This window comes from Streptococcus oralis (assembly GCF_003943395.1).
Classification (GTDB): domain Bacteria; phylum Bacillota; class Bacilli; order Lactobacillales; family Streptococcaceae; genus Streptococcus; species Streptococcus oralis_BF.
This window is the reverse complement of sequence record NZ_RJPJ01000003.1, coordinates 93482-115436: the sequence shown is the minus strand read 5'-3', so window position 1 is coordinate 115436 and position 21955 is coordinate 93482. Positions and strand designations below refer to the sequence as shown.

General features: G+C 43.1%; 22 protein-coding genes. 6 read left to right on the top strand and 16 right to left on the bottom strand.

The window, feature by feature from the left end; genetic code table 11:
* The first annotated feature begins 85 nt into the window (after positions 1 to 85).
* The 6 genes from D8802_RS03290 to D8802_RS03265 all read left to right on the top strand — a co-directional run bounded on the left by D8802_RS03290 (position 86) and on the right by D8802_RS03265 (position 4488).
* Positions 86 to 808, top strand: coding sequence for a metal ABC transporter ATP-binding protein (locus D8802_RS03290; protein WP_125394777.1), 723 nt, complete (start codon positions 86 to 88; stop codon positions 806 to 808).
* Positions 805 to 1653: a metal ABC transporter permease gene (locus D8802_RS03285; protein ID WP_125394776.1), complete on the top strand. Its 849-nt coding sequence runs from the start codon at positions 805 to 807 to the stop codon at positions 1651 to 1653. Before D8802_RS03290 ends, D8802_RS03285 begins: the two co-directional genes overlap by 4 nt.
* 31 nt (positions 1654 to 1684) lie before the next feature.
* Positions 1685 to 2614 carry a metal ABC transporter substrate-binding protein gene (locus tag D8802_RS03280; protein ID WP_125394775.1) on the top strand — a complete coding sequence of 310 codons (930 nt, stop codon included), beginning with the start codon at positions 1685 to 1687 and terminating at the stop codon, positions 2612 to 2614.
* Positions 2615 to 2738: 124 nt separating this feature from the next.
* Positions 2739 to 3233 carry a thiol peroxidase gene (gene tpx / locus D8802_RS03275; RefSeq protein ID WP_049489569.1) on the top strand — a complete coding sequence of 165 codons (495 nt, stop codon included), beginning with the start codon at positions 2739 to 2741 and terminating at the stop codon, positions 3231 to 3233.
* Between the two features lie 83 nt (positions 3234 to 3316).
* Positions 3317 to 3967, top strand: a complete 651-nt coding sequence (locus tag D8802_RS03270) for a metal-dependent transcriptional regulator (protein ID WP_125394774.1) — start codon at positions 3317 to 3319, stop codon at positions 3965 to 3967.
* 107 nt (positions 3968 to 4074) lie between these two features.
* A complete protein-coding gene (locus D8802_RS03265; RefSeq protein WP_125394773.1) occupies positions 4075 to 4488 on the top strand; it encodes a hypothetical protein in 414 nt (137 codons plus the stop codon).
* A gap of 31 nt (positions 4489 to 4519) precedes the next feature.
* Here the strand turns inward: D8802_RS03265 and dtd are convergent, their stop codons facing one another.
* The 16 genes from dtd to D8802_RS03185 form a co-directional block, all read right to left on the bottom strand.
* Positions 4520 to 4963 carry a D-aminoacyl-tRNA deacylase gene (dtd, locus tag D8802_RS03260; RefSeq protein WP_125394772.1) on the bottom strand — a complete coding sequence of 148 codons (444 nt, stop codon included), beginning with the start codon at positions 4961 to 4963 and terminating at the stop codon, positions 4520 to 4522.
* A gap of 18 nt (positions 4964 to 4981) precedes the next feature.
* Positions 4982 to 7198, bottom strand: a complete 2217-nt coding sequence (locus D8802_RS03255) for a RelA/SpoT family protein (protein ID WP_125394771.1) — start codon at positions 7196 to 7198, stop codon at positions 4982 to 4984.
* A 143-nt stretch (positions 7199 to 7341) separates the two neighbouring features.
* Positions 7342 to 8472 carry an ABC transporter ATP-binding protein gene (locus D8802_RS03250; RefSeq protein WP_084949178.1) on the bottom strand — a complete coding sequence of 377 codons (1131 nt, stop codon included), beginning with the start codon at positions 8470 to 8472 and terminating at the stop codon, positions 7342 to 7344.
* A 114-nt stretch (positions 8473 to 8586) separates the two neighbouring features.
* Positions 8587 to 9456, bottom strand: a complete 870-nt coding sequence (locus D8802_RS03245) for a helix-turn-helix domain-containing protein (protein WP_125394770.1) — start codon at positions 9454 to 9456, stop codon at positions 8587 to 8589.
* 3 nt (positions 9457 to 9459) lie between these two features.
* Positions 9460 to 9846, bottom strand: coding sequence for a Mini-ribonuclease 3 (locus D8802_RS03240; protein WP_125394769.1), 387 nt, complete (start codon positions 9844 to 9846; stop codon positions 9460 to 9462).
* Positions 9839 to 11182: a cysteine--tRNA ligase gene (gene cysS / locus D8802_RS03235; RefSeq protein ID WP_125394768.1), complete on the bottom strand. Its 1344-nt coding sequence runs from the start codon at positions 11180 to 11182 to the stop codon at positions 9839 to 9841. The genes D8802_RS03240 and cysS overlap by 8 nt, the downstream gene beginning before the upstream one ends.
* 17 nt (positions 11183 to 11199) lie before the next feature.
* Positions 11200 to 11721, bottom strand: a complete 522-nt coding sequence (locus D8802_RS03230; RefSeq protein ID WP_125394767.1) for a dihydrofolate reductase family protein — start codon at positions 11719 to 11721, stop codon at positions 11200 to 11202.
* A gap of 26 nt (positions 11722 to 11747) precedes the next feature.
* Entirely contained in the window at positions 11748 to 12515 is a 768-nt protein-coding gene (locus tag D8802_RS03225) for a nucleoside phosphorylase (RefSeq protein ID WP_125394766.1), read from the bottom strand.
* A 176-nt stretch (positions 12516 to 12691) separates the two neighbouring features.
* A complete protein-coding gene (cysE, locus tag D8802_RS03220; protein WP_125394765.1) occupies positions 12692 to 13309 on the bottom strand; it encodes a serine O-acetyltransferase in 618 nt (205 codons plus the stop codon).
* 15 nt (positions 13310 to 13324) lie between these two features.
* On the bottom strand, positions 13325 to 15538 hold the full coding sequence (gene pnp, locus D8802_RS03215; protein WP_125394764.1) for a polyribonucleotide nucleotidyltransferase: 2214 nt from the start codon (positions 15536 to 15538) through the stop codon (positions 13325 to 13327).
* Positions 15539 to 16146: 608 nt separating this feature from the next.
* Positions 16147 to 17013 carry a methylenetetrahydrofolate reductase [NAD(P)H] gene (gene metF, locus D8802_RS03210; protein ID WP_084949242.1) on the bottom strand — a complete coding sequence of 289 codons (867 nt, stop codon included), beginning with the start codon at positions 17011 to 17013 and terminating at the stop codon, positions 16147 to 16149.
* A gap of 93 nt (positions 17014 to 17106) precedes the next feature.
* Positions 17107 to 19356, bottom strand: a complete 2250-nt coding sequence (gene metE, locus D8802_RS03205) for a 5-methyltetrahydropteroyltriglutamate--homocysteine S-methyltransferase (RefSeq protein WP_125394763.1) — start codon at positions 19354 to 19356, stop codon at positions 17107 to 17109.
* Positions 19357 to 19600: 244 nt separating this feature from the next.
* Positions 19601 to 19963 (bottom strand): TIGR02328 family protein, encoded by a 363-nt coding sequence (locus D8802_RS03200; protein WP_125394762.1) that lies wholly within the window; start codon positions 19961 to 19963, stop codon positions 19601 to 19603.
* On the bottom strand, positions 19947 to 20351 hold the full coding sequence (locus D8802_RS03195; RefSeq protein WP_125394761.1) for a YbgA family protein: 405 nt from the start codon (positions 20349 to 20351) through the stop codon (positions 19947 to 19949). Before D8802_RS03195 ends, D8802_RS03200 begins: the two co-directional genes overlap by 17 nt.
* Positions 20352 to 20492: 141 nt before the next feature.
* Positions 20493 to 21578, bottom strand: a complete 1086-nt coding sequence (locus tag D8802_RS03190; protein WP_125394760.1) for a HigA family addiction module antitoxin — start codon at positions 21576 to 21578, stop codon at positions 20493 to 20495.
* On the bottom strand, positions 21571 to 21909 hold the full coding sequence (locus D8802_RS03185) for a type II toxin-antitoxin system RelE/ParE family toxin (RefSeq protein ID WP_125394759.1): 339 nt from the start codon (positions 21907 to 21909) through the stop codon (positions 21571 to 21573). The genes D8802_RS03190 and D8802_RS03185 overlap by 8 nt, the downstream gene beginning before the upstream one ends.
* Positions 21910 to 21955: the final 46 nt, after the last annotated feature.

Here is a 21955-nt window from a genome sequence, read left to right as displayed (position 1 = left end):
CAGTTATTATTTTAAATTTTTCAAAAATTAACTTGACTTAATTTTTTTTTTAAGGTATATTAAAAGGCAGGAGGAAAACAACTGTATGATACGTATTGAACACCTCAGTGTCTCCTACAAAGAAACGTTGGCACTAAAGGATATTTCACTAGTGCTCCAAGGACCAACGATTACCGGAATTATTGGTCCAAATGGTGCTGGAAAATCAACTTTATTAAAAGGTATGTTGGGAATTATCCCACATGAAGGTCAGGCCTTTCTCGACGACAAAGAAGTCAAGAAATCTTTAAATCGAGTTGCCTATGTCGAGCAAAAAATCCATATCGACTACAATTTCCCTATCAAAGTCAAGGAATGTGTCTCACTGGGACTCTATCCATCTATCCCGCTCTTTCACACTTTAAAGGCCAGCCACTGGAAAAAAGTGGCAGATGCACTTGAAATCGTTGGACTTTCAGACTATGCTGATCGCCAAATCAGCCAGCTCTCAGGAGGACAATTCCAACGTGTTTTGATTGCCCGTTGCTTAGTGCAGGAAGCTGACTACATCTTTCTAGATGAGCCATTTGTCGGGATTGATTCGGTTAGTGAAGAGATTATCATGAATACGCTGAGAGACCTTAAAAAAGCTGGTAAAACAGTTCTCATCGTCCATCATGACCTCAGTAAAGTCCCCCATTATTTCGACCAAGTTTTGCTTCTCAATCGAGAATTAATAGACCTTGGTCCGACCGAAGAAACCTTTACCGAGGCCAATCTCAAAAAGGCTTATGGTAGCAAACTCTTTTTCAATGGAGGTGACCTATGATAGCAGAATTTATCAATGGATTGCAAAATTTCCATTTCCTACAAAACGCCTTGATCACAGCTATTGTCATCGGAGTGGTTGCTGGAGCTGTGGGATGTTTTATCATCCTGCGTGGAATGTCTCTCATGGGGGATGCCATCTCTCACGCAGTTTTGCCCGGCGTAGCCCTTTCCTTTATCCTGGGAATTGATTTCTTTATTGGAGCGATCATCTTTGGTTTGATGGCTTCCATCATCATTACCTACATCAAGGGAAACTCTATCATCAAGAGTGACACCGCCATTGGTATTACCTTTTCATCTTTCTTAGCCTTAGGTGTCATCTTGATTAGTGTTGCCAAGAGTTCGACAGACCTCTTCCATATCCTTTTTGGGAATATCCTCGCTGTCCAAGATACAGACATGTGGATTACCATTGGTATGGGGGCATTGATTCTCTTGATTATCGGGATTTTCTTTAAACAACTATTGATTACATCCTTTGACGAGCTTCTGGCTAAAGCCATGGGAATGCCCGTTAATTTCTACCACTATCTGCTCATGGTGCTCTTGACCCTTGTGTCAGTCACTGCCATGCAAAGTGTTGGAACTATTCTTATCGTGGCCATGTTGATCACCCCAGCTGCGACGGCTTACCTTTATGCCAATAGCCTAAAGAGCATGATTTTTCTTTCATCAACCCTAGGAGCAACCGCTTCTGTTTTGGGACTCTTTGTCGGCTATAGCTTCAATCTCGCAGCAGGATCCAGCATCGTGCTCACATCCGCCAGCTTCTTTTTAATCAGTTTCTTTATCGCACCAAAGCAACGATACTTGAAACTAAAAAATAAAACTATGTTAAAATAATCGGGCACGAGCCCAAAATCGGAGGAATCTAATGAAAAAATTAGGTACATTTCTTGTTCTCTTTCTTTCTGTTATTGCTCTTGTCGCATGTACTAGCGGAAAAAAAGATGCAGCTTCTGGTCAAAAACTAAAAGTTGTTGCTACAAACTCAATCATCGCTGATATTACCAAGAATATCGCTGGTGACAAGATTGATCTTCACAGTATCGTTCCTGTTGGTCAAGACCCACACGAATACGAACCACTTCCTGAAGACGTTAAGAAAACTTCTCAAGCTGATTTGATTTTCTATAACGGTATCAACCTTGAAACAGGTGGCAATGCTTGGTTTACCAAATTAGTAGAAAATGCCAAGAAAACTGAAAACAAAGACTACTTTGCAGTTAGCGAAGGCGTTGATGTTATCTACCTTGAGGGCCAAAACGAGAAAGGCAAAGAAGATCCACACGCTTGGCTCAACCTTGAAAATGGGATGATTTATGCTAAAAATATCGCTAAACAGCTGATCGCTAAGGATCCTAGCAACAAGGAATTCTACGAAAAAAATCTCAAAGACTATACTGAAAAACTAGACAAACTGGACAGGGAAGCCAAAGAGAAATTTAACAATATCCCTGCTGAGAAGAAACTCATCGTAACCAGCGAAGGATGCTTCAAATACTTCTCTAAAGCCTACGGTGTCCCAAGTGCCTACATCTGGGAAATCAACACAGAAGAAGAAGGTACTCCTGAACAAATCAAAACCTTGGTTGAAAAACTTCGCCAAACAAAAGTTCCATCTCTCTTTGTTGAGTCAAGTGTCGATGACCGTCCAATGAAGACTGTTTCACAAGACACAAATATCCCAATCTACGCACAAATCTTTACTGACTCAATCGCTGAAGAAGGTAAAGAAGGTGACAGCTACTACAACATGATGAAATACAACCTTGACAAGATTGCTGAAGGTTTGTCAAAATAATCCATTAAAAAACGTCGTTCTCACATGAACTGGCGTTTTTTTTTTGTTTTCACTTTCCAGTCAAATCATTGGAAAAATCTGACAATTCTCGGTAAAATAAAAGAAAAAAGAATGGAGTAGTTTCATGACCACTTTTCTCGGAAATCCTGTAACCTTTACAGGTAAACAACTGCAAGTCGGAGACAAGGCACTTGACTTTTCTCTTACGACAACCGATCTCTCTAAAAAAACGCTAGCTGACTTTGACGGAAAGAAAAAAGTCTTGAGTGTTGTCCCATCTATCGATACTGGTATCTGCTCAACGCAAACACGTCGTTTTAACCAAGAACTTGCTAGCCTTGACAATACCGTCGTTCTCACCGTTTCTATGGACCTACCATTTGCCCAAGGACGCTGGTGTGGGGCTGAAGGCCTTGACAATGCCATCATGCTTTCAGACTACTTCGACCATTCTTTCGGGCGTGATTATGCCCTCTTGATCAACGAATGGCATCTCCTTGCGCGTGCCGTCTTTGTTCTCGATACTGACAATGTCATCCGTTATGTGGAATACGTTGACAATATCAACACGGAACCAGACTTTGAAGCTGCCATTGCCGCAGTTAAAGAACTGGACTAAAATCAAAGCCATTAGGGCTGAAGGCTAGAGAAATCTAGCTTTTTTTGATATACTAGATGGAGAGAAAAGACAAGAGGAAACGAATGACGCCAAATAAAGAAGACTACCTAAAATGTATTTATGAAATCGGTACGGAAATGCAAAAAATCACCAATAAAGAAATTGCTGCCCGTATGCAGGTCTCTCCACCTGCTGTAACAGAGATGATCAAACGCATGAAAAGTGAAAATCTCATCCTCAAGGATAAGGAGAATGGCTATCTATTGACAGATATTGGCCTCAAACTGGTCTCTGAGCTTTATCGTAAACACCGGTTGATTGAAGTCTTTCTAGTTCACCATCTAGACTATACCAGCGATCAAATCCACGAAGAAGCTGAGGTCCTAGAGCACACTGTATCTGACCTCTTCGTAGAGAGATTGGATAAACTGCTTGGCTTCCCTCAAACCTGTCCCCACGGTGGAACCATTCCAGCCAAGGGAGAACTCTTGGTTGAGATCAACAACCTACCTCTAGCAGATACCAAAGAAGCTGGCACCTATCTCCTGACTCGGGTTCACGATAGCTTTGATCTGCTCAAATACTTAGAAAAGCATGAGATTCATATCGGTGACCAACTCCAAGTCAAACAGTTTGATAATTTTTCCAATACTTTTACACTGGTCAACAAAGGTGAAGACCTCCAAGTTAGCATCGATATCGCCAAACAACTCTATGTCGAAAAAATCAACTAACCCCTTATTCCTGAAAGAAGTTCCTTTCAGGAATTTTTTATTATTTTGCTTGTAAGTCCCATTCATTTGGTGTAGAATGAAGCTAGATAAAAGAGGGAGGTCTTCCTATGAAAAAGCTCTTTAGAATCCATTTTGCAGCTATTGCACTCAGCGATTTGCTACTATTAGCAATTTTTATCTCCAAAACCGATCCCTCTGTAGACTGGCTCCTGCTCTCTGGTTTTATTTTTATCCTTGCTCAAGGACTGTTGCTATTTCGCTTGGTTGTCCGACTCAAAAATCAATTCGCTGAGATTTATCCTCAGATTAACAAAAAAATTCGCCTCTACTACTTAGGGACTCTCTCAGTTGATCTTCTGTTATTGATCCTTTTAGTCTTCACCAGTTATCAGCGATTTTCCTCTCTTATGCCAATCATTACTTCTTGTCATTCTACTTTTTATTATATAATGGCTAGCCACATAAGAGAAAACTATCCAGACTTTTACGACAAACACATCTCTTTCTGGGAGTGTCTATAAACAAAAACCAAGCCAGCTGGGCTTGGTTTTCTTATCTATTTTTAGTATCAAGGATAATGGTGACTGGTCCGTCATTGATCAGCTCAACCTGCATATCCGCTCCAAAGATGCCTGTCTGAACGGACACTTCCTGAGCTAGTTTTTGATTGAAAGCGTTATAGAAGTTAGCTGCCATATCAGGCTTGGCTGCACCTGTAAAGGCGGGACGATTGCCTTTCTTAGTGTCCGCAAAAAGGGTAAACTGAGAAATAGAAAGAATTTCCCCTTCAATATCCTTGACAGACAGATTCATCTTGCCTTCTGCATCTGAAAAAATCCGCATGTTGACGAGCTTTCGGACAGCACAGTCCAGATCTTCCTCTTGGTCCTCTGGTCCTACTCCGACCAACAATAAGAGCCCCTGATTGATTTTTCCCTGAACCTGACCTTCAATACTCACTTGAACTTTCTTAACTCGTTGAACGACGATTTTCATAAAAATCCTTTCTAGATCTTAGCCATTGGTCCGTTTGACAGAGTAAACCTCTGGCACACTTTTAATCTTATCAACTACTGTCGTTAGAGTTGAGAGATTTGAGATGCCAAAAGACACATGGATATTGGCAAATTTCATATCCTTGGTTGGTTGGGCGTTAACGGTTGAGATATTCTTTGTCGTGTTTGAGAGAACTTGCAGAACATCGTTCAAAAGACCTGTACGGTTTAGACCATAGATATCGATGTGAGCAGTGTATTCCTTGCTTGAGAATTGATCTTCCCATTCCACATCAAGGAGACGCTGCTCATAGTTTTCTTGAGCACGGAGATTCATACAGTCCACACGGTGAATAGCTACACCGCGTCCCTTAGTAATGTAGCCGACAATGTCGTCACCCGGCACTGGATTACAACACTTGGCAATCCGCACTAATAGACCTGAGGCGCCTTCGATTACCACACCGCCCTCATGCTTGACCTTGAGCTTCTCCTTATTCTCAACCTTAACCTCGCCACCCTTAACTAACTCATCAGCCTCTGCCCTAGCTTTGGCACGTTCCTCCTCACGGCGTTCCTTTTCAGTCAGACGGTTAAAGACCGTAATAGCACTGATTTCTCCAAAACCAATAGCAGCAAAGAGGGAGTCTTCTGTCTTGTAGCTGGTCTTTTGAAGGACTTGGTCCATGTGCCGCTTGTCCATATACTTATTAGCCACATAGCCATTCTCTTGGAGCTGATTAATCAGCAGTTCGCGTCCCTTATTAACAGACAATTCCTTGTCTTGGTTTTTAAAGAACTGACGAATCTTGTTGCGTGCCTTGCTGGTCTTAACCATGTTGAGCCAGTCACGACTCGGGCCAAAAGAGTTGGGGTTGGTTACAATTTCGACCTGATCTCCAGTTTTGAGCTTGGTTGTCAGAGGAACCATACGGCCATTGACCTTAGCACCAGTTGCTTTTTCACCGACTTTGGTATGGATTTCATAGGCAAAATCAATCGGGCCTGAATCTTTTGGAAGGGAGCGAACTGCACCATCTGGGGTAAAGACGTAAATCTCCTCCGCCAGATACTCTTCCTTAACAGACTCGACAAATTCCTTGGCATCGTCAGCCTGGTCTTGGAGCTCCATCATCTCCTTGATCCAGTTCATACCAATCGCAGACTCTTTGCTGTTGACCTGACCTTTGATTCCTTTCTTATAAGCCCAGTGAGCCGCAACCCCGTACTCAGCCACTTCGTGCATTTCCTTGGTCCGAATCTGGAATTCAATCGGTCCTTTTGGCCCATAGACGGTCGTATGGATAGACTGGTAACCGTTGGCCTTGCGGTTAGCGATATAGTCTTTGAAGCGGCCTGGCATAGGTTTCCAAAGTTCATGCACATAACCCAGCATGGCGTAAACATCACTCTGGGTATCCAAGATACAGCGAATGGCAATCAGGTCATAAATCTCCTCAAAGCGTTTCTTCTTATCCTGCATCTTGCGATAGATAGAGTAGATATGCTTGGGACGGCCATAGATTTTCCCTTTTAGATTGCGTTCGGAAGTGTAGTCCTCTAACTTTGTCACGACTTCATCGACCAAAGCCTCACGCTCTCTGCGTTTTTCCTTCATCATATGAGTGATCTTGTAAAACTCAGTTGGATTGAGATAGCGGAAGGACAAGTCTTCCAACTCCCACTTGACGCTGGAAATCCCCAGACGATGAGCAAGTGGAGCATAGATTTCCATGGTTTCTCTGGAGATCCGTTCTTGCTTGTCCTTTCGCAGGTGTTTGAGAGTCCGCATATTGTGCAAACGGTCCGATAATTTAACCAAGATAACACGGATATCCTCAGACATGGCCATAAGCATCTTGCGGTGATTTTCAGCCAATTGTTCCTCAATCGATTTGTACTCAACCTTACCAAGCTTAGTCACTCCATCAACAATAATGCGAACTTCATGACCAAACTCTTGCTCTAAATCATCCAATGTCGCATCCGTATCTTCAACCACGTCATGCAAAAAACCACAGGCAACTGTCACGGCATCTAGCTTAAGCTTGGCTAAAATCCCTGCCACCTGAATGGGATGAATAATATAGGGCTCGCCAGATTTACGGTATTGACCACTATGGCATTCAACTGCGTAAACTAAGGCTTTATGTACAAAAGCAACATCTTCTTTCGATAAATATTTTTGCGTTAAAGCGACAACCTCATCGCCCGACAAATTCACTTCTTTCGGCATTTATTCTCTCCAATTCTTCCTACCATTTTATCACTTTTTTAAGAATATTAAAACTAGAAAAGCCTGTTTTCATGCCTAGCCTAAGCAATTAAAAGAAAAACACTGCAAGAGAGACTCTGCAGTGCTTTGTTATTTTATTTATCTTAGTAAACTGTTTTTTCAGTTTCTACGTCGAAGAAGTGTGCTTTGTTCAAGTCAAATCCAAGTTCAACTGTTGCACCTGTTTGCAAGTAGTCACGAGCATCCACTTTGGCAACAAATTCGTCTTTACCAACTTGGCAGTAAAGGTGAGATTCTGAACCAAGCAACTCAGATACTGAGATCGTAGCTTTGACAACTGATTCTGGGAATGTTTCAAGGAAAGCAGGTTCTGCATTCACATCTTCTGGACGAATACCGAAGATCAATTCTTTTCCTTCGTAGCCTTTGTCACGAAGAACTTTCAAAGCGCCTTCTGGAACTTTCAAGCGGAAACCGTCAGAAACAATTTCATTGCCTTCTAATTTCACATTGATGAAGTTCATAGCTGGGCTTCCGATGAATCCTGCAACGAACTTGTTAACTGGGTTTTTGTAAACTTCTTGAGGAGTACCGATTTGTTCAACACGTCCGATAGTACCTGTACCAGCAGGGTTCTTAGTTGCTGACATGATAACGATACGGTCTGCAAGAGTCATCGCTTCTGTTTGGTCGTGGGTTACGTAGATAGTTGTAGCTCCGATACGACGGTGGATTTTCGCGATTTCAGCACGCATAGATACACGAAGTTTGGCATCCAAGTTTGACAAAGGTTCGTCCATCAAGAACACTTTTGCATCACGGACGATTGCACGACCCATGGCAACACGTTGACGTTGACCACCTGAAAGGTCAGCTGGTTTACGATCCAAGAACTCTTTCAAGCCAAGGATTGCTGCAGCTTCTTGCACACGCTTGTCGATGTCTTCTTTGCTATATTTACGCAATTTCAAACCGAAAGCCATGTTGTCATATACAGTCATGTGTGGGTAAAGAGCGTAGTTTTGGAATACCATGGCGATGTCACGGTCTTTTGGAGCGACGTCGTTGACAACCACGCCATCGATAGATGCAGTACCTTCTGTAATGTCTTCAAGACCAGCAATCATACGAAGAGTTGTTGATTTACCACATCCTGAAGGACCTACGAAAACGATAAATTCCTTGTCTTTGATGTCCAAGTTGAAGTCTTCAACTGAGTAGTGTTCGCTGTTGGGATATTTTTTGTAAATGTTTTTAAGATTTAATTCTACCATGGAAGGTGAACTCCTTTTATTTTTTGATAGTTTTATTATAAATGAAAACGCTTTACATTTCTATGGCAAGGTGACCAAAAAAATAAAAAAGTTCTGTGCAACTTGCACAAAACTTTAGAGAATATCTGGTAAAATCAATTGATAACATAGGGTCAAATCTGTCAATTCTTTTAACTGAAGCCCTGTTAATTCTTCCCATTTATCAATCTTGTATTGGAGAGAATTACGGTGCAGGTAGAGTTGTTGAGCTGTTTTCGTTAAGACAGCACTGTTTTCCCAGAGAGAAAGAATAATTTCCTGTATCTGGTCTTGTTCTAAAATCATCTGGTGTAGGTATTCTTTAATGACTCTCAGGTCCACAAGTCTTTCTCCCATACTCCAAAGATAGAGCTGGGAAAAAGTATGAACACCTTGATGTCCTTGACGCCACCAAGTCTTAAACAAGTCCCGCTCTGCTTGGATTAAATCTGACAGAGCCTGATATCCAGTCTGTGACCAGACCTGCCCCAACATGATAGATAGACGAAGACCAAAGTCATACTCCACTGCCTCAATCGTATCGGATAAGATTGAGCGAACAGAGCTGTATTTATCTTGCTGGAGAACAAAAACATAGTCCTGAACTCCGACCTGCACCACTGTCTGGCAGTTAGGAAAGAGGGTCTGCATCATATCCAGCCAAGAGGCTAGATTCTCCTGTTGGTAATAGGATAGATGGCAATAAACCAGCTGAATCTTTTTAAAAGTTTGAGGCGCCTGCCCCTTTCCCTCAATCAGATAGGAATACCAAGGATTGAGCGAACGAGCCTGCTCCTGCTGGGTTAAAAGAGCAATTAACTGCTTTTCACGTTCAGTGAGATTGGTCTCTTCCAGTAAAATCCACTGCTGTGAAGACAGAGGAAGAGTAAGATATCCTAATTTCTCTATCGGCTGATCTGAAATCTGAGCTTCAGGAAACCAGTCTTGTAATTCCTTTGCAATCATATCCTAGCCCTCCACTTTTTGGATGCACCAAGAAATTAAGGTCTCTAGCCGCTCCACATTTTCAGTCAGATGGAGATAGCCCATGACCGCTTCAAAGCCAGTAGACATGCGGTAAGTCAGCACATCAGCATTTTTAGCCTTTGTGTGGCTATTGGTATTGCGACCTCGTTTATAGATTTCTTCTTCTTTTTCCGTAAGGACTTGCTCCTCCAACATAAGAGAAATCAGGCGAGCCTGAGCCTTGGCAGATACATACTTGGTCGCCTCTTGGTGAAGTTTATTGGGCTTGGTCATGCCTTTAAGGATGAGGTGACGACGAATATACATGGAATAAACCGCATCCCCTTCAAAAGCTAGCGCAATCCCATTAATGAGATTGACATCAATCACGTGTCCACCTCACTCCATCTTTTGTATCCAGTAGTTTAATGCCTTGAGCAGCTAATTGGTCACGGATTTGATCTGCTGTGGCAAAGTCACGATTAGCACGCGCTTCTTGGCGTTTTTGGATCAAAGATTCAATCTCTGCATCCAAAACTTCCTCAACAAAGACAATACCAAAGACCTCTAACATAGCCGCAAGAGCTTGCTTGACACTTGCATCATAGTTACCTGAGTTGATCCACTTGGCCATTTCAAAGACAACTGTGATACCGTTGGCAGAGTTGAAATCCTCATCCATAGCGGCCACAAACTTATCTTGGAAAGCTTGTAATTCTTGAGCATCCACAGTTCCTGTAAATGGTTGTTCGTAAGTATTTTTTAGATACTTGAGATTGGTCTCGGCATCCCGCACTGCTTTTTCTGTAAAGTTGATAGGCTTGCGGTAATGCTGAGTGGCAAAGAAGAATCGAAGCACTTGGCCATCGATAGTCTTCAATGCATCATGCACAGTGATAAAGTTACCCAAGGACTTGGACATCTTGACATTGTCGATATTGACAAAGCCGTTGTGCATCCAGTAGTTGGCAAAAGTCTTACCTGTTTTAGCTTCTGACTGGGCAATTTCATTGGTATGATGCGGAAACTCCAGATCGGCTCCACCACCGTGAATATCAATGGTATCTCCCAAAATCTCTGTTGACATGACCGAACACTCGATATGCCAGCCTGGACGACCAGGTCCCCAAGGGCTGTCCCAAGAAATCTCACCTGGCTTAGCTGCCTTCCAGAGAGCAAAGTCCACTGGATTTTCCTTACGGGCGGTCTCCTCATCTGTCCGACCAGAAGCACCCAACTCCAAGTCTGCCAAGGTTTTGTTGGCTAATTTGGCATAATCGTGAAACTTTTCGACGCGGAAATAGACATCGCCCTCTGACTCATAGGCGTAGCCCTTGTCCACCAAAGTCTGCACAAAGTCAATGATTGCTTCCAAAAAGTCAATCACACGCGGATGCTGAATTGCAGGCTTGACACCTAAGGCAGTCACATCCTCCCGAAAAGCTGCGATATACTTGTCAGCCACTTCTTTTGGTGTGATGTCTTCTTCCTTGGCTCGATTGATAATCTTATCATCCACATCTGTAAAATTGGAAATATAGTTGACCTCAAATCCCCGATACTCAAAATAGCGACGAACCGTGTCAAAAGCTACTGTTGAGCGGGCATTGCCGACATGGATATAGTTATAAACCGTCGGACCGCAGACATACATGCGAACCTTGCCCTCTTCAATGGGCACAAATTCACGTAGGCTGCGGGTCATGGTGTCGTAAATTTTAATCATGCGGTCCACTCCCTTCTCTATTTCTGATTTTTTCGGCTGAAAACCAGCTCTGCAAAAGGGCCAAATTGTCTGAGGCTATCCAGTTGGTAAAAGCGCTGCCCTTCCTCTTGGGTAAAGAGGGGAACCCCCTTTCCTAGGATAAGGGGCGCTATCTGAATAATGAGGTGGTCGAAAAGATCCGCATCCAAGAGCGGTCCTACCAAGGAATTACCACCAATCACAAAGACATTTTTGCCTTTGTCAATCTGGTGAACAAAGTCCACCACATCCCCAGCTACTGGCTGGTAATTGCTGACAGGCAGGTGCCTATCATGCGTAAAGACATAGTTTTCCGTAGCTTGATAAAAACTTTCTACATCTTGCAAATCTTGGATTTCCTCAAAGGTCCGCTTGCCCATGATGGTGATATCCATTTGCCTGTAAAAGTCATCATAGCCTGTATCCTCTACAGAACCAAGCTGATGCAGCCAGTCTATACTGTGCTGGCTGTCTGCCAAGTAGCCATCCATGGTTATACAGCCGTAAAAATATACTGCCATTCTTGTAGTTTCCTTTCTAGTTCTGCTCAGTTCCTTTCCAGTTCCTTTGCTATTGTCAAAGCGATAGTGAAAAAAGTCATGGCATCAGCTGTCCGTTCTTCATGTCTTGCATCCCACTCATGATTGTGATGGTCAACATAATCAGCCGTGTAGAAAAACTGATAAACCTTGGCTTGTCGAAATTGTGCCCAAGCCATGATAGCTGAAGCTTCCATGTCCACCACTTTGGCTCCAGCAGCCAAGCGACGCTTGACCTTATCAGGCGTTTCCCGATAAAAGGCATCAGTCGTCCAAGACTTAGCGAGGATATGCTCGATATTGTGCTTATCAAAAATGGCTTCAAGCTTGATTAGCAGAGACTCGTCATAGGCGACTTCATCACCCGGTGGGGCATAGTGGTAGCTAGTCCCTTCGTCTCGCAAAGCTGCCGCAGGCAGGATGATTTTATCCGCCTCGATCGAGCGATCCAAAACACCACAGGAACCTAGCATGATGAAATTCTTGAAGCCTCTAGTCGCCAACTCCTCCAGCTGGCCAACTATCATGGGAGCCCCAATTGGAGCCAACATAACTGCTAGCTTGCTAGATCCTTGGTCATAAATATACCATGGATGCTGGCCGTTGATACTTTTCAAATAGCCTCCTGGATAGACTTCCTCTGACTCAAGCAAACGTTTCAGAATTTCGCCATTAAAGGACAGGATGATGGTTTCGCATACCTCACCCTTGTCATGGACCGGCTTTTCAGTTGGCTCAATGACTGCTGCTACATCTTCAAATTCCTCTAATAGCATAACTTCTCTTTCTTTAAGGCTTCAGCAAAGCCATCCTCGTCTTTTTCTTTGACGGCAAAGTTTGGTCTCATCTTTTCGGCTTCACTTATAGTGAGCCCACTGAGTTACAGTTTGCCAAATTACTCCTTGACAAGACCTCCCAAGATATCTTGTTAGCTGTCCAAAGCAGGCCTTTTTTAGAGCTCCGACGAATGGTGGCTGGCTTCGCGGGCATGCTCCAGCTTGTCCAGATAATATTCTCGCTGTTCTTCCACCTCGTGGATGGTTGGCTCGTCTTTCTGACCGTGGACGCGCACGATCTTGGCAGGGATTCCAACTACGGTCACATCACTAGGTACATCCGCCACGACGACTGCCCCTGCTCCAACTTTGGCATTTTCACCAATTTCAACTGGACCAATGACTTGAGCATGAGCAGAGACCAAGGCACCTCGACGCACAGTCGGATGGCGTTTGCCACAGTCTTTCCCTGTTCCTCCAAGAGTCACCCCATGATAGAGGAGAACTCCCTTCTCAACAATTGCTGTCTCTCCAATCACCAGACCTGAACCATGGTCGATAAAAACACCTGAGTCAATCTGAGCACCTGGATGAATCTCAATCTGGGTCCAAAAGCGCCAAAACTGACTGTGCATTCGAGCCAGGAGTTTGAAGCCGTGCTTCCATAGAAAATGCGAGAGACGGTGGGCAGCCAAGGCTTTGACACCCGGATAGGTCAGCAAAACTTCCAAACTGTTTCGTGCCGCTGGATCATTTTCTTTTACAATATCAATGGTTTCGCGCCACCATCCCATACATTTCTCCTTTTCTTATTCTGAATCTTTTGGTGTTTCTGTAAATTCTTTCTTAGGTTTGTGATCCTTATGATGACGTGGGCGGTGAGGACGCTCAGACTTTTCACCTTTTTCATCATGCTCAGGTTTTGGTGGACGAGGAAGAAGAGCTTTCATAGAGGCATCGATACGGCCTTTTTCATCAATCTTGATAACCTTAACATCGACTTCATCACCGATAGCTACCAAATCCTCGACACGGTTGGTACGAGTCCAAGCTATTTCCGAAATGTGAACGAGGGCATCTGTCTTGTCAAAGAGGTTAACAAAGGCACCGAATTTCTCGATACGAACAACCTTAGCATGGTAAACTTCATCCACTTTGGCTTCACGAACCAAGCCAGCAATGATTTCTTTGGTACGGTTAATGGCAGCTTGGTCGCTAGAGTAGATGGACACATTACCCTCTTCGTCGATATCAATCTTAACGCCTGTTTCAGCGATAATCTTGTCGATGGTTTCTCCACCCTTACCGATGACAATTTTGATTTTGTCTACATCAATCTTGATGGTATCAATTTTCGGAGCAGTTGGAGCCAATTCTGGACGAACTTCTGGAATGGTTGCTTCAATCACATCAAGGATTTCAAAACGGGCTTTCTTGGCTTGGGCAAGAGCCTCTGTCAAGATTTCTTCAGTAATCCCTTGAATCTTGATATCCATTTGAAGGGCTGTAATCCCGTCACGAGTACCTGCAACCTTGAAGTCCATGTCTCCAAAGTGATCTTCCAAACCTTGGATATCTGTCAAGACTGTGTAGTTGTTTCCATCTGAGATGAGACCCATGGCAATCCCAGCTACTGGCGCCTTGATTGGCACACCACCAGCCATAAGGGCAAGAGTTCCCGCACAGATAGAAGCCTGAGATGAAGAACCATTTGATTCCAAGACTTCTGCTACCAGGCGGATAGCGTATGGGAATTCTTCCAAACTTGGCAAGACTTGAGCAAGGGCACGCTCACCAAGAGCACCGTGACCGATTTCACGACGACCAGGCGCACCATAACGACCCGTTTCCCCTACAGAGTATTGAGGGAAGTTATAGTGGTGCATAAAGCGTTTCTTGTACTCTGGATCCAAACCATCGATGATTTGAGTTTCCCCCATCGGAGCCAAGGTCAAGACTGAAAGGGCTTGAGTTTGCCCACGCGTGAAGAGACCGGAACCGTGTACACGAGGAAGGAAGTCAACAACTGCATCCAAAGGACGGATTTCATCGACCTTACGACCGTCAGGACGAACCTTGTCTTCTGTAATCAAACGGCGCACTTCAGCATGCTCCATTTGTTCCAAGATTTCAGCCACATCACGCATGATTCGTTCAAATTCTTCATGGTCTGCATATTTTTCTTCGTAAACAGCAGTCACTTGGTCTTTCACTGCTTGAGTTGCAGCTTCACGAGCCAATTTTTCTTCGACTTGAACCGCTTTTTGGAGGTCACTGTTGTAGGCTGCGATGATTTCAGCCTGTAATTCAGCATCTACATGAAGCAATTCTACTTCAGCCTTTTCCTTACCGACAGCAGCAACGATTTCTTCTTGGAAGGCAATCAATTCTTTGACTGCTTCGTGCCCTTTCAGAAGGGCTTCCAACATGATTTCTTCTGACAATTCTTTGGCACCAGACTCAACCATGTTGATAGCATGTTTAGTTCCTGCAACTGTCAATTCAAGAAGCGAACGCTCTGCTTGTTCTTGACTTGGGTTGATGATGATTTCACCGTCGACATAGCCAACTTGTACCCCAGCGATTGGGCCGTCAAATGGAATATCTGAGATAGAAAGAGCCAAGGATGAACCAAACATAGCTGCCATCGGTGCAGATGCATTTTCATCATAAGAAAGGACGGTGTTGATCACTTGCACTTCATTACGGAAACCTTCCGCAAACATCGGACGGATTGGACGGTCAATCAAACGCGCTGTCAAAGTCGCATCCGTTGAAGGACGTCCTTCACGTTTCATAAAGCCACCAGGAAACTTCCCAGCCGCATACATTTTTTCTTCGTAGTTGACTTGAAGTGGGAAGAAATCCCCAGTTGCCATCTTCTTAGACATAACGGCAGCAGTCAAAACCGTTGACTCACCGTAACGCACGACAACAGAGCCATTTGCTTGTTTAGCAACCTGGCCAGTCTCTACAACCAACTCACGACCCGCAAAAGTCGTTTGAAATACTTGTTTTGTCATTAAAATCCCCTTTGGATTAATTATATTATACGTCTTGCCTACAAAAATCAGGATACAAAGGGCGTAAAGAATCCCGTATGAAAATAGGAGATTGACGCAGTGTGCGATGCACACTGGGAAATCTATCTTTTTCACTAGGGATTTAGCCCGTGTTCAACTTTCAAGATACTAAGGCCGCAAAAAGCAAAGTAAAAATAGGAAACTGACGAAATCTTCGATGAAGACAAGACAGTTTATCTTTTTTACACAGCTTTTCGGCCGGGTTCAATTACTCAAGATACAAATCATTAGAAAGGTTTGATGCTAAAGCATCTAATCCTTTTAAGCTAATCGCTATCAGACGATTAGCTAAATACTTTACTAACTCTCTCGTCAAATAATATCGATTTGACTCGTTCGTGTTGCTTCAACTAAATGCTAAAAAGAACAAATTATGGAAAATTTCTTTTATAAAGTTGAGAATTTGGAAAGCTTTTAAAACTTCAATACCCTCATCTTTGTATCAAGTACGTACAGAGTCTATTTTATCATATTTTTCTTAAAAAGTGCGGGCTTTTCTATTAAAAAGGAACCATCCCCCTCGCTTGAGAAGAATGGTTTGCTTTTTATTATCCTAAAGACTGATGATTAAACAAGGCATGGGTTGCTTGGTGGATGTATTTTGCTGTTTCAGAATTGTTCATGGTGTACAAATGCACACCTGCGACATCCTGAGTGACCAAGTCCACGATTTGATCCACTGCGTAGGCAAGTCCTGCTGCTCTGAGCGACTCAGGGTCATGCTCATACTTGTCTAAGATGGCCTTAAATTTTCGTGGAAGGTGGATATTCTCACACGTTTTCAAGAGACGAAGCGCTTGGTTACGGTTAAGAATAGGCATGATTCCCGCATGAATGGGAACATCAATCCCTGCCAAGGTACACTTATCTTGGAAATCATAGAAGCGCTCATTGTCAAAGAAAAGTTGCGTTACGAGGCTTGAACAGCCTGCGTCCACTTTCTTCTTGAGATTTTGAATATCCGAGATCTGGTTTGGCGAGTCAGGGTGCCCCTCTGGATAGCAAGCTCCGACAATATCAAAGTGAGGGGCTTGTTCCTTGATGAACTCGATCAAGTCCGTTGCGTAGCGGAAATCCTTTTGCGGTTCCACATCAGGAATGATGTCCCCACGTAGAGCCAAGATTTTTCGCACACCAACCTTGTCCAAGTCCGCAAGTGTCTCTGCAACCTTCTCCTTGGTCAGATAGATAGCTGGCAAGTGGGCAATAGTTGGAATCGCCAAGTCATTCTGGATAAAGTCAGCCAAACGAACCGTTGTTTCCTTGATATTAAATTTATTATTGCTGGCAGTCACACTGATAAAGTGCGGTGTCAGCTCCCGCATATCCTGCAAGGCTGAAATAATTTTATCATTACCCACAGCTGGGTTTGGAGGGAACACTTCAAATGAAAGTGATGGCGTTTGGCGTGACATAGTCCTTATCCTTTTCTTTTTGATTTCAATATTGCTGAGCCAGCTAGGCCAAGCAGTTCCTTGATCAGTCAGGGTCACGAGAGAAATCCTATCTTACAATTTCTCACGCGCAGCTTTTGCTGCTTCGACAAGGCGGATCAAGCTTTCTTTTGTTTCTGGAATACCACGTGTTTTCAAACCACAGTCAGGGTTGATCCAAACTTTCTTGCTTGGTACTTTAGCAAGGATAGCTTCGATAGTGTGGTCGATTTCGCCTTCATTTGGTACACGAGGTGAGTGGATATCGTAAACCCCAGGTCCCACTTCTGTTTGGAAGTTTTTCGCTTTGAGTTCGTCCAAGATTTCAAGGTTTGAACGGCTTGCTTCAAAGGAAATAACGTCCGCATCCATGTTGTCAATAGCTGGGATGATATCTGTAAATTCTGAGTAACACATGTGAGTGTGGATTTGAGTGTCTGGCGCTACTGTAGAGTGTACCAAGCGGAAGGCTGGAATAGCCCAGTCAAGGTAGTCTTCATACCAGTCGCTACGACGGAGTGGCAATTTCTCACGGAGAGCAGCCTCGTCGATTTGGATGATTTTCACACCAGCAGCTTCAAGGTCAAGCACTTCATCCTTGATCGCAAGAGCGATTTGAAGAGTAGAATCCTTGATAGAGATATCTTCACGTGGGAATGACCAGTTAAGGATGGTAACCGGTCCTGTCAACATACCTTTAACAGGTTTGTCAGTACGGCTTTGTGCGTAGCTAGACCATTTAACAGTGATTGGGTTGAGACGAGTGACATCACCCCAGATGATTGGTGGTTTCACCCCACGCATACCGTATGATTGTACCCAACCATTCTTAGAGAAGAGGTAACCGGACAAGTTTTGACCGAAGTACTCAACCATGTCGTTACGCTCGAACTCACCGTGTACAAGCACGTCAAATCCAACTTCTTCTTGCCATTTGATCCATTCGTCGATGGTTTCAGCAAGGAAAGCGTCGTACTCTTCTTGTGACAATTCACCCTTACGGAAGGCCAAACGTTTGGCACGGACTTCCTTAGTTTGAGGGAATGAACCGATGGTTGTTGTTGGAAGTGCTGGAAGTTTGAAAGCTTCTTCTTGGATGGCTTCACGTTCCGCAAAGGCTGGCAAACGAGTGTAGTCAGCGTCTGTCAATCCAGCGATGCGCGCACGAAGTTCTGCATTTTCACCCACACGCTCAGTCGCAAAGAGTTCTTTGTTAGCTGCAAGTGCTTCTGCACCTTGACCATTGCGGATAGCATCCAAGTCACGAAGTTCTTCCAATTTTTCAACTGCAAAGGCAAAGTGGTTCAAGATAGCTGGTTCAAATTCTTCGTTAGCAGTTGTAAATGGCACATGAAGAAGTGAGCATGAGCTTGTCAATACGATGTTTTCAGCTGGGATTTGCTCAAGAATAGCTAAACTCTTTTCGTAGTTGTTACGCCAGATGTTCTTACCATTGACAATCCCTGCATAAAGAGTCTTGTCAGCTGGGAAACCACCTTTAACGAGTTCAAGAGTTTTCTTACCTTCAACGAAGTCCAAACCGATGGCATCTACTGGCAAGTTCACAAGGTCAGAGTAGACGTCACGAACATCACCGAAGTAAGTTTGAAGCAATACTTCAAGACCTTTTTTATCAGCCAAAAGTTTGTTGTAGAGGTTCAAGAAGAGAGCTTTTTCTTCAGCTGTCAAATCTTTGACAAGAGCCGCTTCGTCGAGTTGGATACGAGTTGCACCAAGTTCAGCCAATTTAGCAAAAACTTCTTGGTAAGCAGCTACAAAGCTATCTACGAAGTCTTCTGCTTTCACACCTTCTTCAAAGTCTGACAATTGAAGGAAAGTGAATGGACCTACAAGGACTGGACGAGTGTTCAATCCAAGTTCTTTTGCTTCTTGGAATTCGTCAAAGATCTTGTGACCTGCAAGTTTGACTTGAGTGTCTTTTTCAAACTTAGGAATGATGTAGTGGTAGTTGGTGTTGAACCATTTCTTCATCGGAAGGGCACGAACATCCCCTTTTTCTCCTTGGTACCCACGCGCCAAAGCAAAGTAGCGCTCAAGGTCAGACAAGTCCAAGTTTTGAACAGAAGCAGGGACCACGTTGAAAAGGAAAGCTGCATCGAGGAAGTTGTCATAATGAGAAAAGTCATTTGATGGGATTTCAGTGATGCCTTTTTCTTTGACAATGTTCCAGTGTTTCGCGCGCAATTCTTTTGCTGCTGCCAAGAGTTCTTCTTCTGAGATTTCTTTTCTAAAGTATTTTTCAGTTGTAAATTTCAATTCGCGGAATTCGCCCAAACGAGGGAAACCGATGATTGTAGTTGACATGATGTGTCCTCCAAAATTTGTTGTTGAAACTATCTTAACAGAAAAGAAACTGTCTGTATAATTGTAAATAATTAGGCTTTGATATAGTTTAAAACTATATCGCTTTTTTGAACAAAAGAAAAAGACTTGAGACCAGTGTCTCAAATCCTTTGTATAGCTTGTTTTATGGCTGTATTTTAGTTGGAATGCTCAAACGAGCTATTGACGATTCTTATAAGTGACTATGGCATGCTATTAGAAAAGACTATAACTCTATCCCCTTCTCTCGGAGATTAGCCAGACACTCCTCATAGTATTCTGCGTCATGCTCACTATAGACGGGATTACCTAGGTTCTCCTCAGGCAAGTCTTCATAAGCTGGACAAATTTTGCCTCGGTAGTTCTTATCCAGCCACTCTGGACTGACATTGTAGCCACGGTCAGCCATCTCCTTCATGATCAAGCGATGATAAGCATAGAGATGATAGGGCGAGTGAGTAAAGACATAGTCCACAGTCGCATGTTTTTTGCCCCAACCATTGCCACGCAGGGCGCAGCACTCTCGGTGTTGCCCTAGGAGCTGAGGACGAGGAAGTTGTGAAATCAAATCCTCATGCCAAAGTCTCATGGGAGTCTCCTTTCAGTAAAGTCGAATGTTGCAAGTAGGTATTGGGATAGCGTTCCAGCAACTCTCGAGTCTTAGAAATCAAGTCTTCCTTAGAAGCCTGACCAAAGCGGTAGCGATCCAGCAGGAGCATATAGTCTTTGCGCTCAGCATCAGTCGCTTTCTTTTTAAAATAGCCCCAAATATGCTGAAAGGCATTGCAAACCTGACCTCTGTGTTCTGGGATTTGACAGGCACGGTCAATCAGTTTTTGAACATGGTTGACCTCCACCACTTCATTCTTGAGATACTGGCGAATCTCATTGTAAATATTGCTGGAATTGCTCAAAACGAGGTATTTGTTTCTAGCCCAGAGTTGTTGGCACTGGGATTTTTGGTTAATTTGTTCCATGTTTCTCCTTGCTTTTTATCAGTTTCCAGGAAATATGGAAACAAAGTTGTATCTTAAAAATGAGCGAATTATGAGTGAATAAAGAAGCTATAATTACTAACCGTATGAAGCTTTTTTCATCTTCTACAAATTTCCATAGATTCAAGAAACAAAGTAATAATTCTCTTTTAGTTCTCTGAAACGGTCAAACTCTAGAATACCCTCATTTTGTAATCTGCCTAAAACAACGCTAGGATGAATATCGATTTCCTCCGCAAAACATATGATATCCGTCTTATCAAAGTTTCCTTTTTTGACAAAAGCTTGATAATCTTCTGGTCTAATCAAGAAGTCTTTTGCAAACTGGTCTGCCTGTTCCTCAGAACGAAGATAGGACTCACTGTTTCTTTCATCAGATGAAAAATCATTCTCCAGAATGTGTCCAATCTCATGAAATAGTGAGAACCAGAAAATGTCTGACGCTTTATTTCGATCCGTCAGTAAAAGCAAGGCACTACCATTACTGAACTTTTTAGTCGCTCCATTCAAATTGGCATTTGGCAAAGCAGGTAGACCGACTAGGACAACACCACAGTCTAGCAAGATATCATACAAGTGTTGAGGAAAAACTTCCGGATTTTGTCTCGTCAACTTTCTCAAGGCAGGCAAGCTTTTCTCTAACTTTTTGCGATTGAGCTTGGTAGTTGTTACATCACGCGCTTTTTTAGATGCCAACTCCAGCATGATATTAGAGTTTACTATACTTTTAGTCGTGAACTCACGTGTATTCCGATAGCTGACTATATGGTTAAAAGAGGTAAGGTTTTCTAAACTTGCTACACCTAGAATCTTGCGAAGCTCGATAATCTTTTCCTTCAAGTTATAGCGTTTGTCTGGCACGTAGCCTTCTGCCTTAAAATACTTGAAATCAATCATCTCACAGATTTCTTTCTCGCCACCTTCTTCTAGCTCTTTTTGTTCTACAATCTCTGCAACTTTTACATCATAAGCATTCTGAAGATTGAGCCAGGTTTGCATAGAAACTCCACTTAGCTTGGCTAATTTATGAGCCGTTTCCTTACTAATGGACTCCTCAGCATTGACAAGCTTGCTGACAGTCTTTGCCGAAACTCCCAAACGCTCCGCAAATTCTTTCTGCGTTACGTTATAATCTTCAATCAACTCTCCAACATACTGACCTGGATGAAAAGCAATCAGGTCTTTGTATTCAACAATTTTATTACTCATAGTGATTGCTGACCTCCTCTATTTTTAGAATTTCGATTTCAACGGGACTAGTAAATGTCTTTTCTAGATCCTTCTCACGAAATTCTACAATCAACCGATAGGAACTCTTTCGGCCATCTATATCTAAAGCAAACTGTCCTTGTCTCTTTCCCTTGAGTTGGTGAAAGTGATACTTAGGAAAAGCCGTCACACTGGCCAAAGAATCCGCCGCTTCCAAAAAGTTGATCAAGAGATGCAACTTTACAGCAACCCTATCCGAAAAATCCTTTTTCGCTCTCCTCAGCTCTGTGCACTGCTTTTCAACAGTTTTGTTTGTATAGATAAGCTTCATAAATCCCTTTCTGTTTATATTAAATTACCATTTAGGTAATTTAATT

Excerpts from the sequence above, each read along its gene's own strand:
- D8802_RS03290 (WP_125394777.1), top strand. The coding sequence starts at position 86 with ATGATACGTATTGAACACCTCAGTGTCTCCTACAAAGAAACGTTGGCA.
- D8802_RS03285 (WP_125394776.1), top strand. The coding sequence starts at position 805 with ATGATAGCAGAATTTATCAATGGATTGCAAAATTTCCATTTCCTACAA.
- D8802_RS03280 (WP_125394775.1), top strand. The coding sequence starts at position 1,685 with ATGAAAAAATTAGGTACATTTCTTGTTCTCTTTCTTTCTGTTATTGCT.
- tpx (WP_049489569.1), top strand. The coding sequence starts at position 2,739 with ATGACCACTTTTCTCGGAAATCCTGTAACCTTTACAGGTAAACAACTG.
- D8802_RS03270 (WP_125394774.1), top strand. The coding sequence starts at position 3,317 with ATGACGCCAAATAAAGAAGACTACCTAAAATGTATTTATGAAATCGGT.
- D8802_RS03265 (WP_125394773.1), top strand. The coding sequence starts at position 4,075 with ATGAAAAAGCTCTTTAGAATCCATTTTGCAGCTATTGCACTCAGCGAT.
- dtd (WP_125394772.1), bottom strand. The coding sequence starts at position 4,963 with ATGAAAATCGTCGTTCAACGAGTTAAGAAAGTTCAAGTGAGTATTGAA.
- D8802_RS03255 (WP_125394771.1), bottom strand. The coding sequence starts at position 7,198 with ATGCCGAAAGAAGTGAATTTGTCGGGCGATGAGGTTGTCGCTTTAACG.
- D8802_RS03250 (WP_084949178.1), bottom strand. The coding sequence starts at position 8,472 with ATGGTAGAATTAAATCTTAAAAACATTTACAAAAAATATCCCAACAGC.
- D8802_RS03245 (WP_125394770.1), bottom strand. The coding sequence starts at position 9,456 with ATGATTGCAAAGGAATTACAAGACTGGTTTCCTGAAGCTCAGATTTCA.
- cysS (WP_125394768.1), bottom strand. The coding sequence starts at position 11,182 with ATGATTAAAATTTACGACACCATGACCCGCAGCCTACGTGAATTTGTG.
- D8802_RS03230 (WP_125394767.1), bottom strand. The coding sequence starts at position 11,721 with ATGGCAGTATATTTTTACGGCTGTATAACCATGGATGGCTACTTGGCA.
- D8802_RS03225 (WP_125394766.1), bottom strand. The coding sequence starts at position 12,515 with ATGCTATTAGAGGAATTTGAAGATGTAGCAGCAGTCATTGAGCCAACT.
- cysE (WP_125394765.1), bottom strand. The coding sequence starts at position 13,309 with ATGGGATGGTGGCGCGAAACCATTGATATTGTAAAAGAAAATGATCCA.
- pnp (WP_125394764.1), bottom strand. The coding sequence starts at position 15,538 with ATGACAAAACAAGTATTTCAAACGACTTTTGCGGGTCGTGAGTTGGTT.
- metF (WP_084949242.1), bottom strand. The coding sequence starts at position 17,013 with ATGTCACGCCAAACGCCATCACTTTCATTTGAAGTGTTCCCTCCAAAC.
- metE (WP_125394763.1), bottom strand. The coding sequence starts at position 19,356 with ATGTCAACTACAATCATCGGTTTCCCTCGTTTGGGCGAATTCCGCGAA.
- D8802_RS03200 (WP_125394762.1), bottom strand. The coding sequence starts at position 19,963 with ATGAGACTTTGGCATGAGGATTTGATTTCACAACTTCCTCGTCCTCAG.
- D8802_RS03195 (WP_125394761.1), bottom strand. The coding sequence starts at position 20,351 with ATGGAACAAATTAACCAAAAATCCCAGTGCCAACAACTCTGGGCTAGA.
- D8802_RS03190 (WP_125394760.1), bottom strand. The coding sequence starts at position 21,578 with ATGAGTAATAAAATTGTTGAATACAAAGACCTGATTGCTTTTCATCCA.
- D8802_RS03185 (WP_125394759.1), bottom strand. The coding sequence starts at position 21,909 with ATGAAGCTTATCTATACAAACAAAACTGTTGAAAAGCAGTGCACAGAG.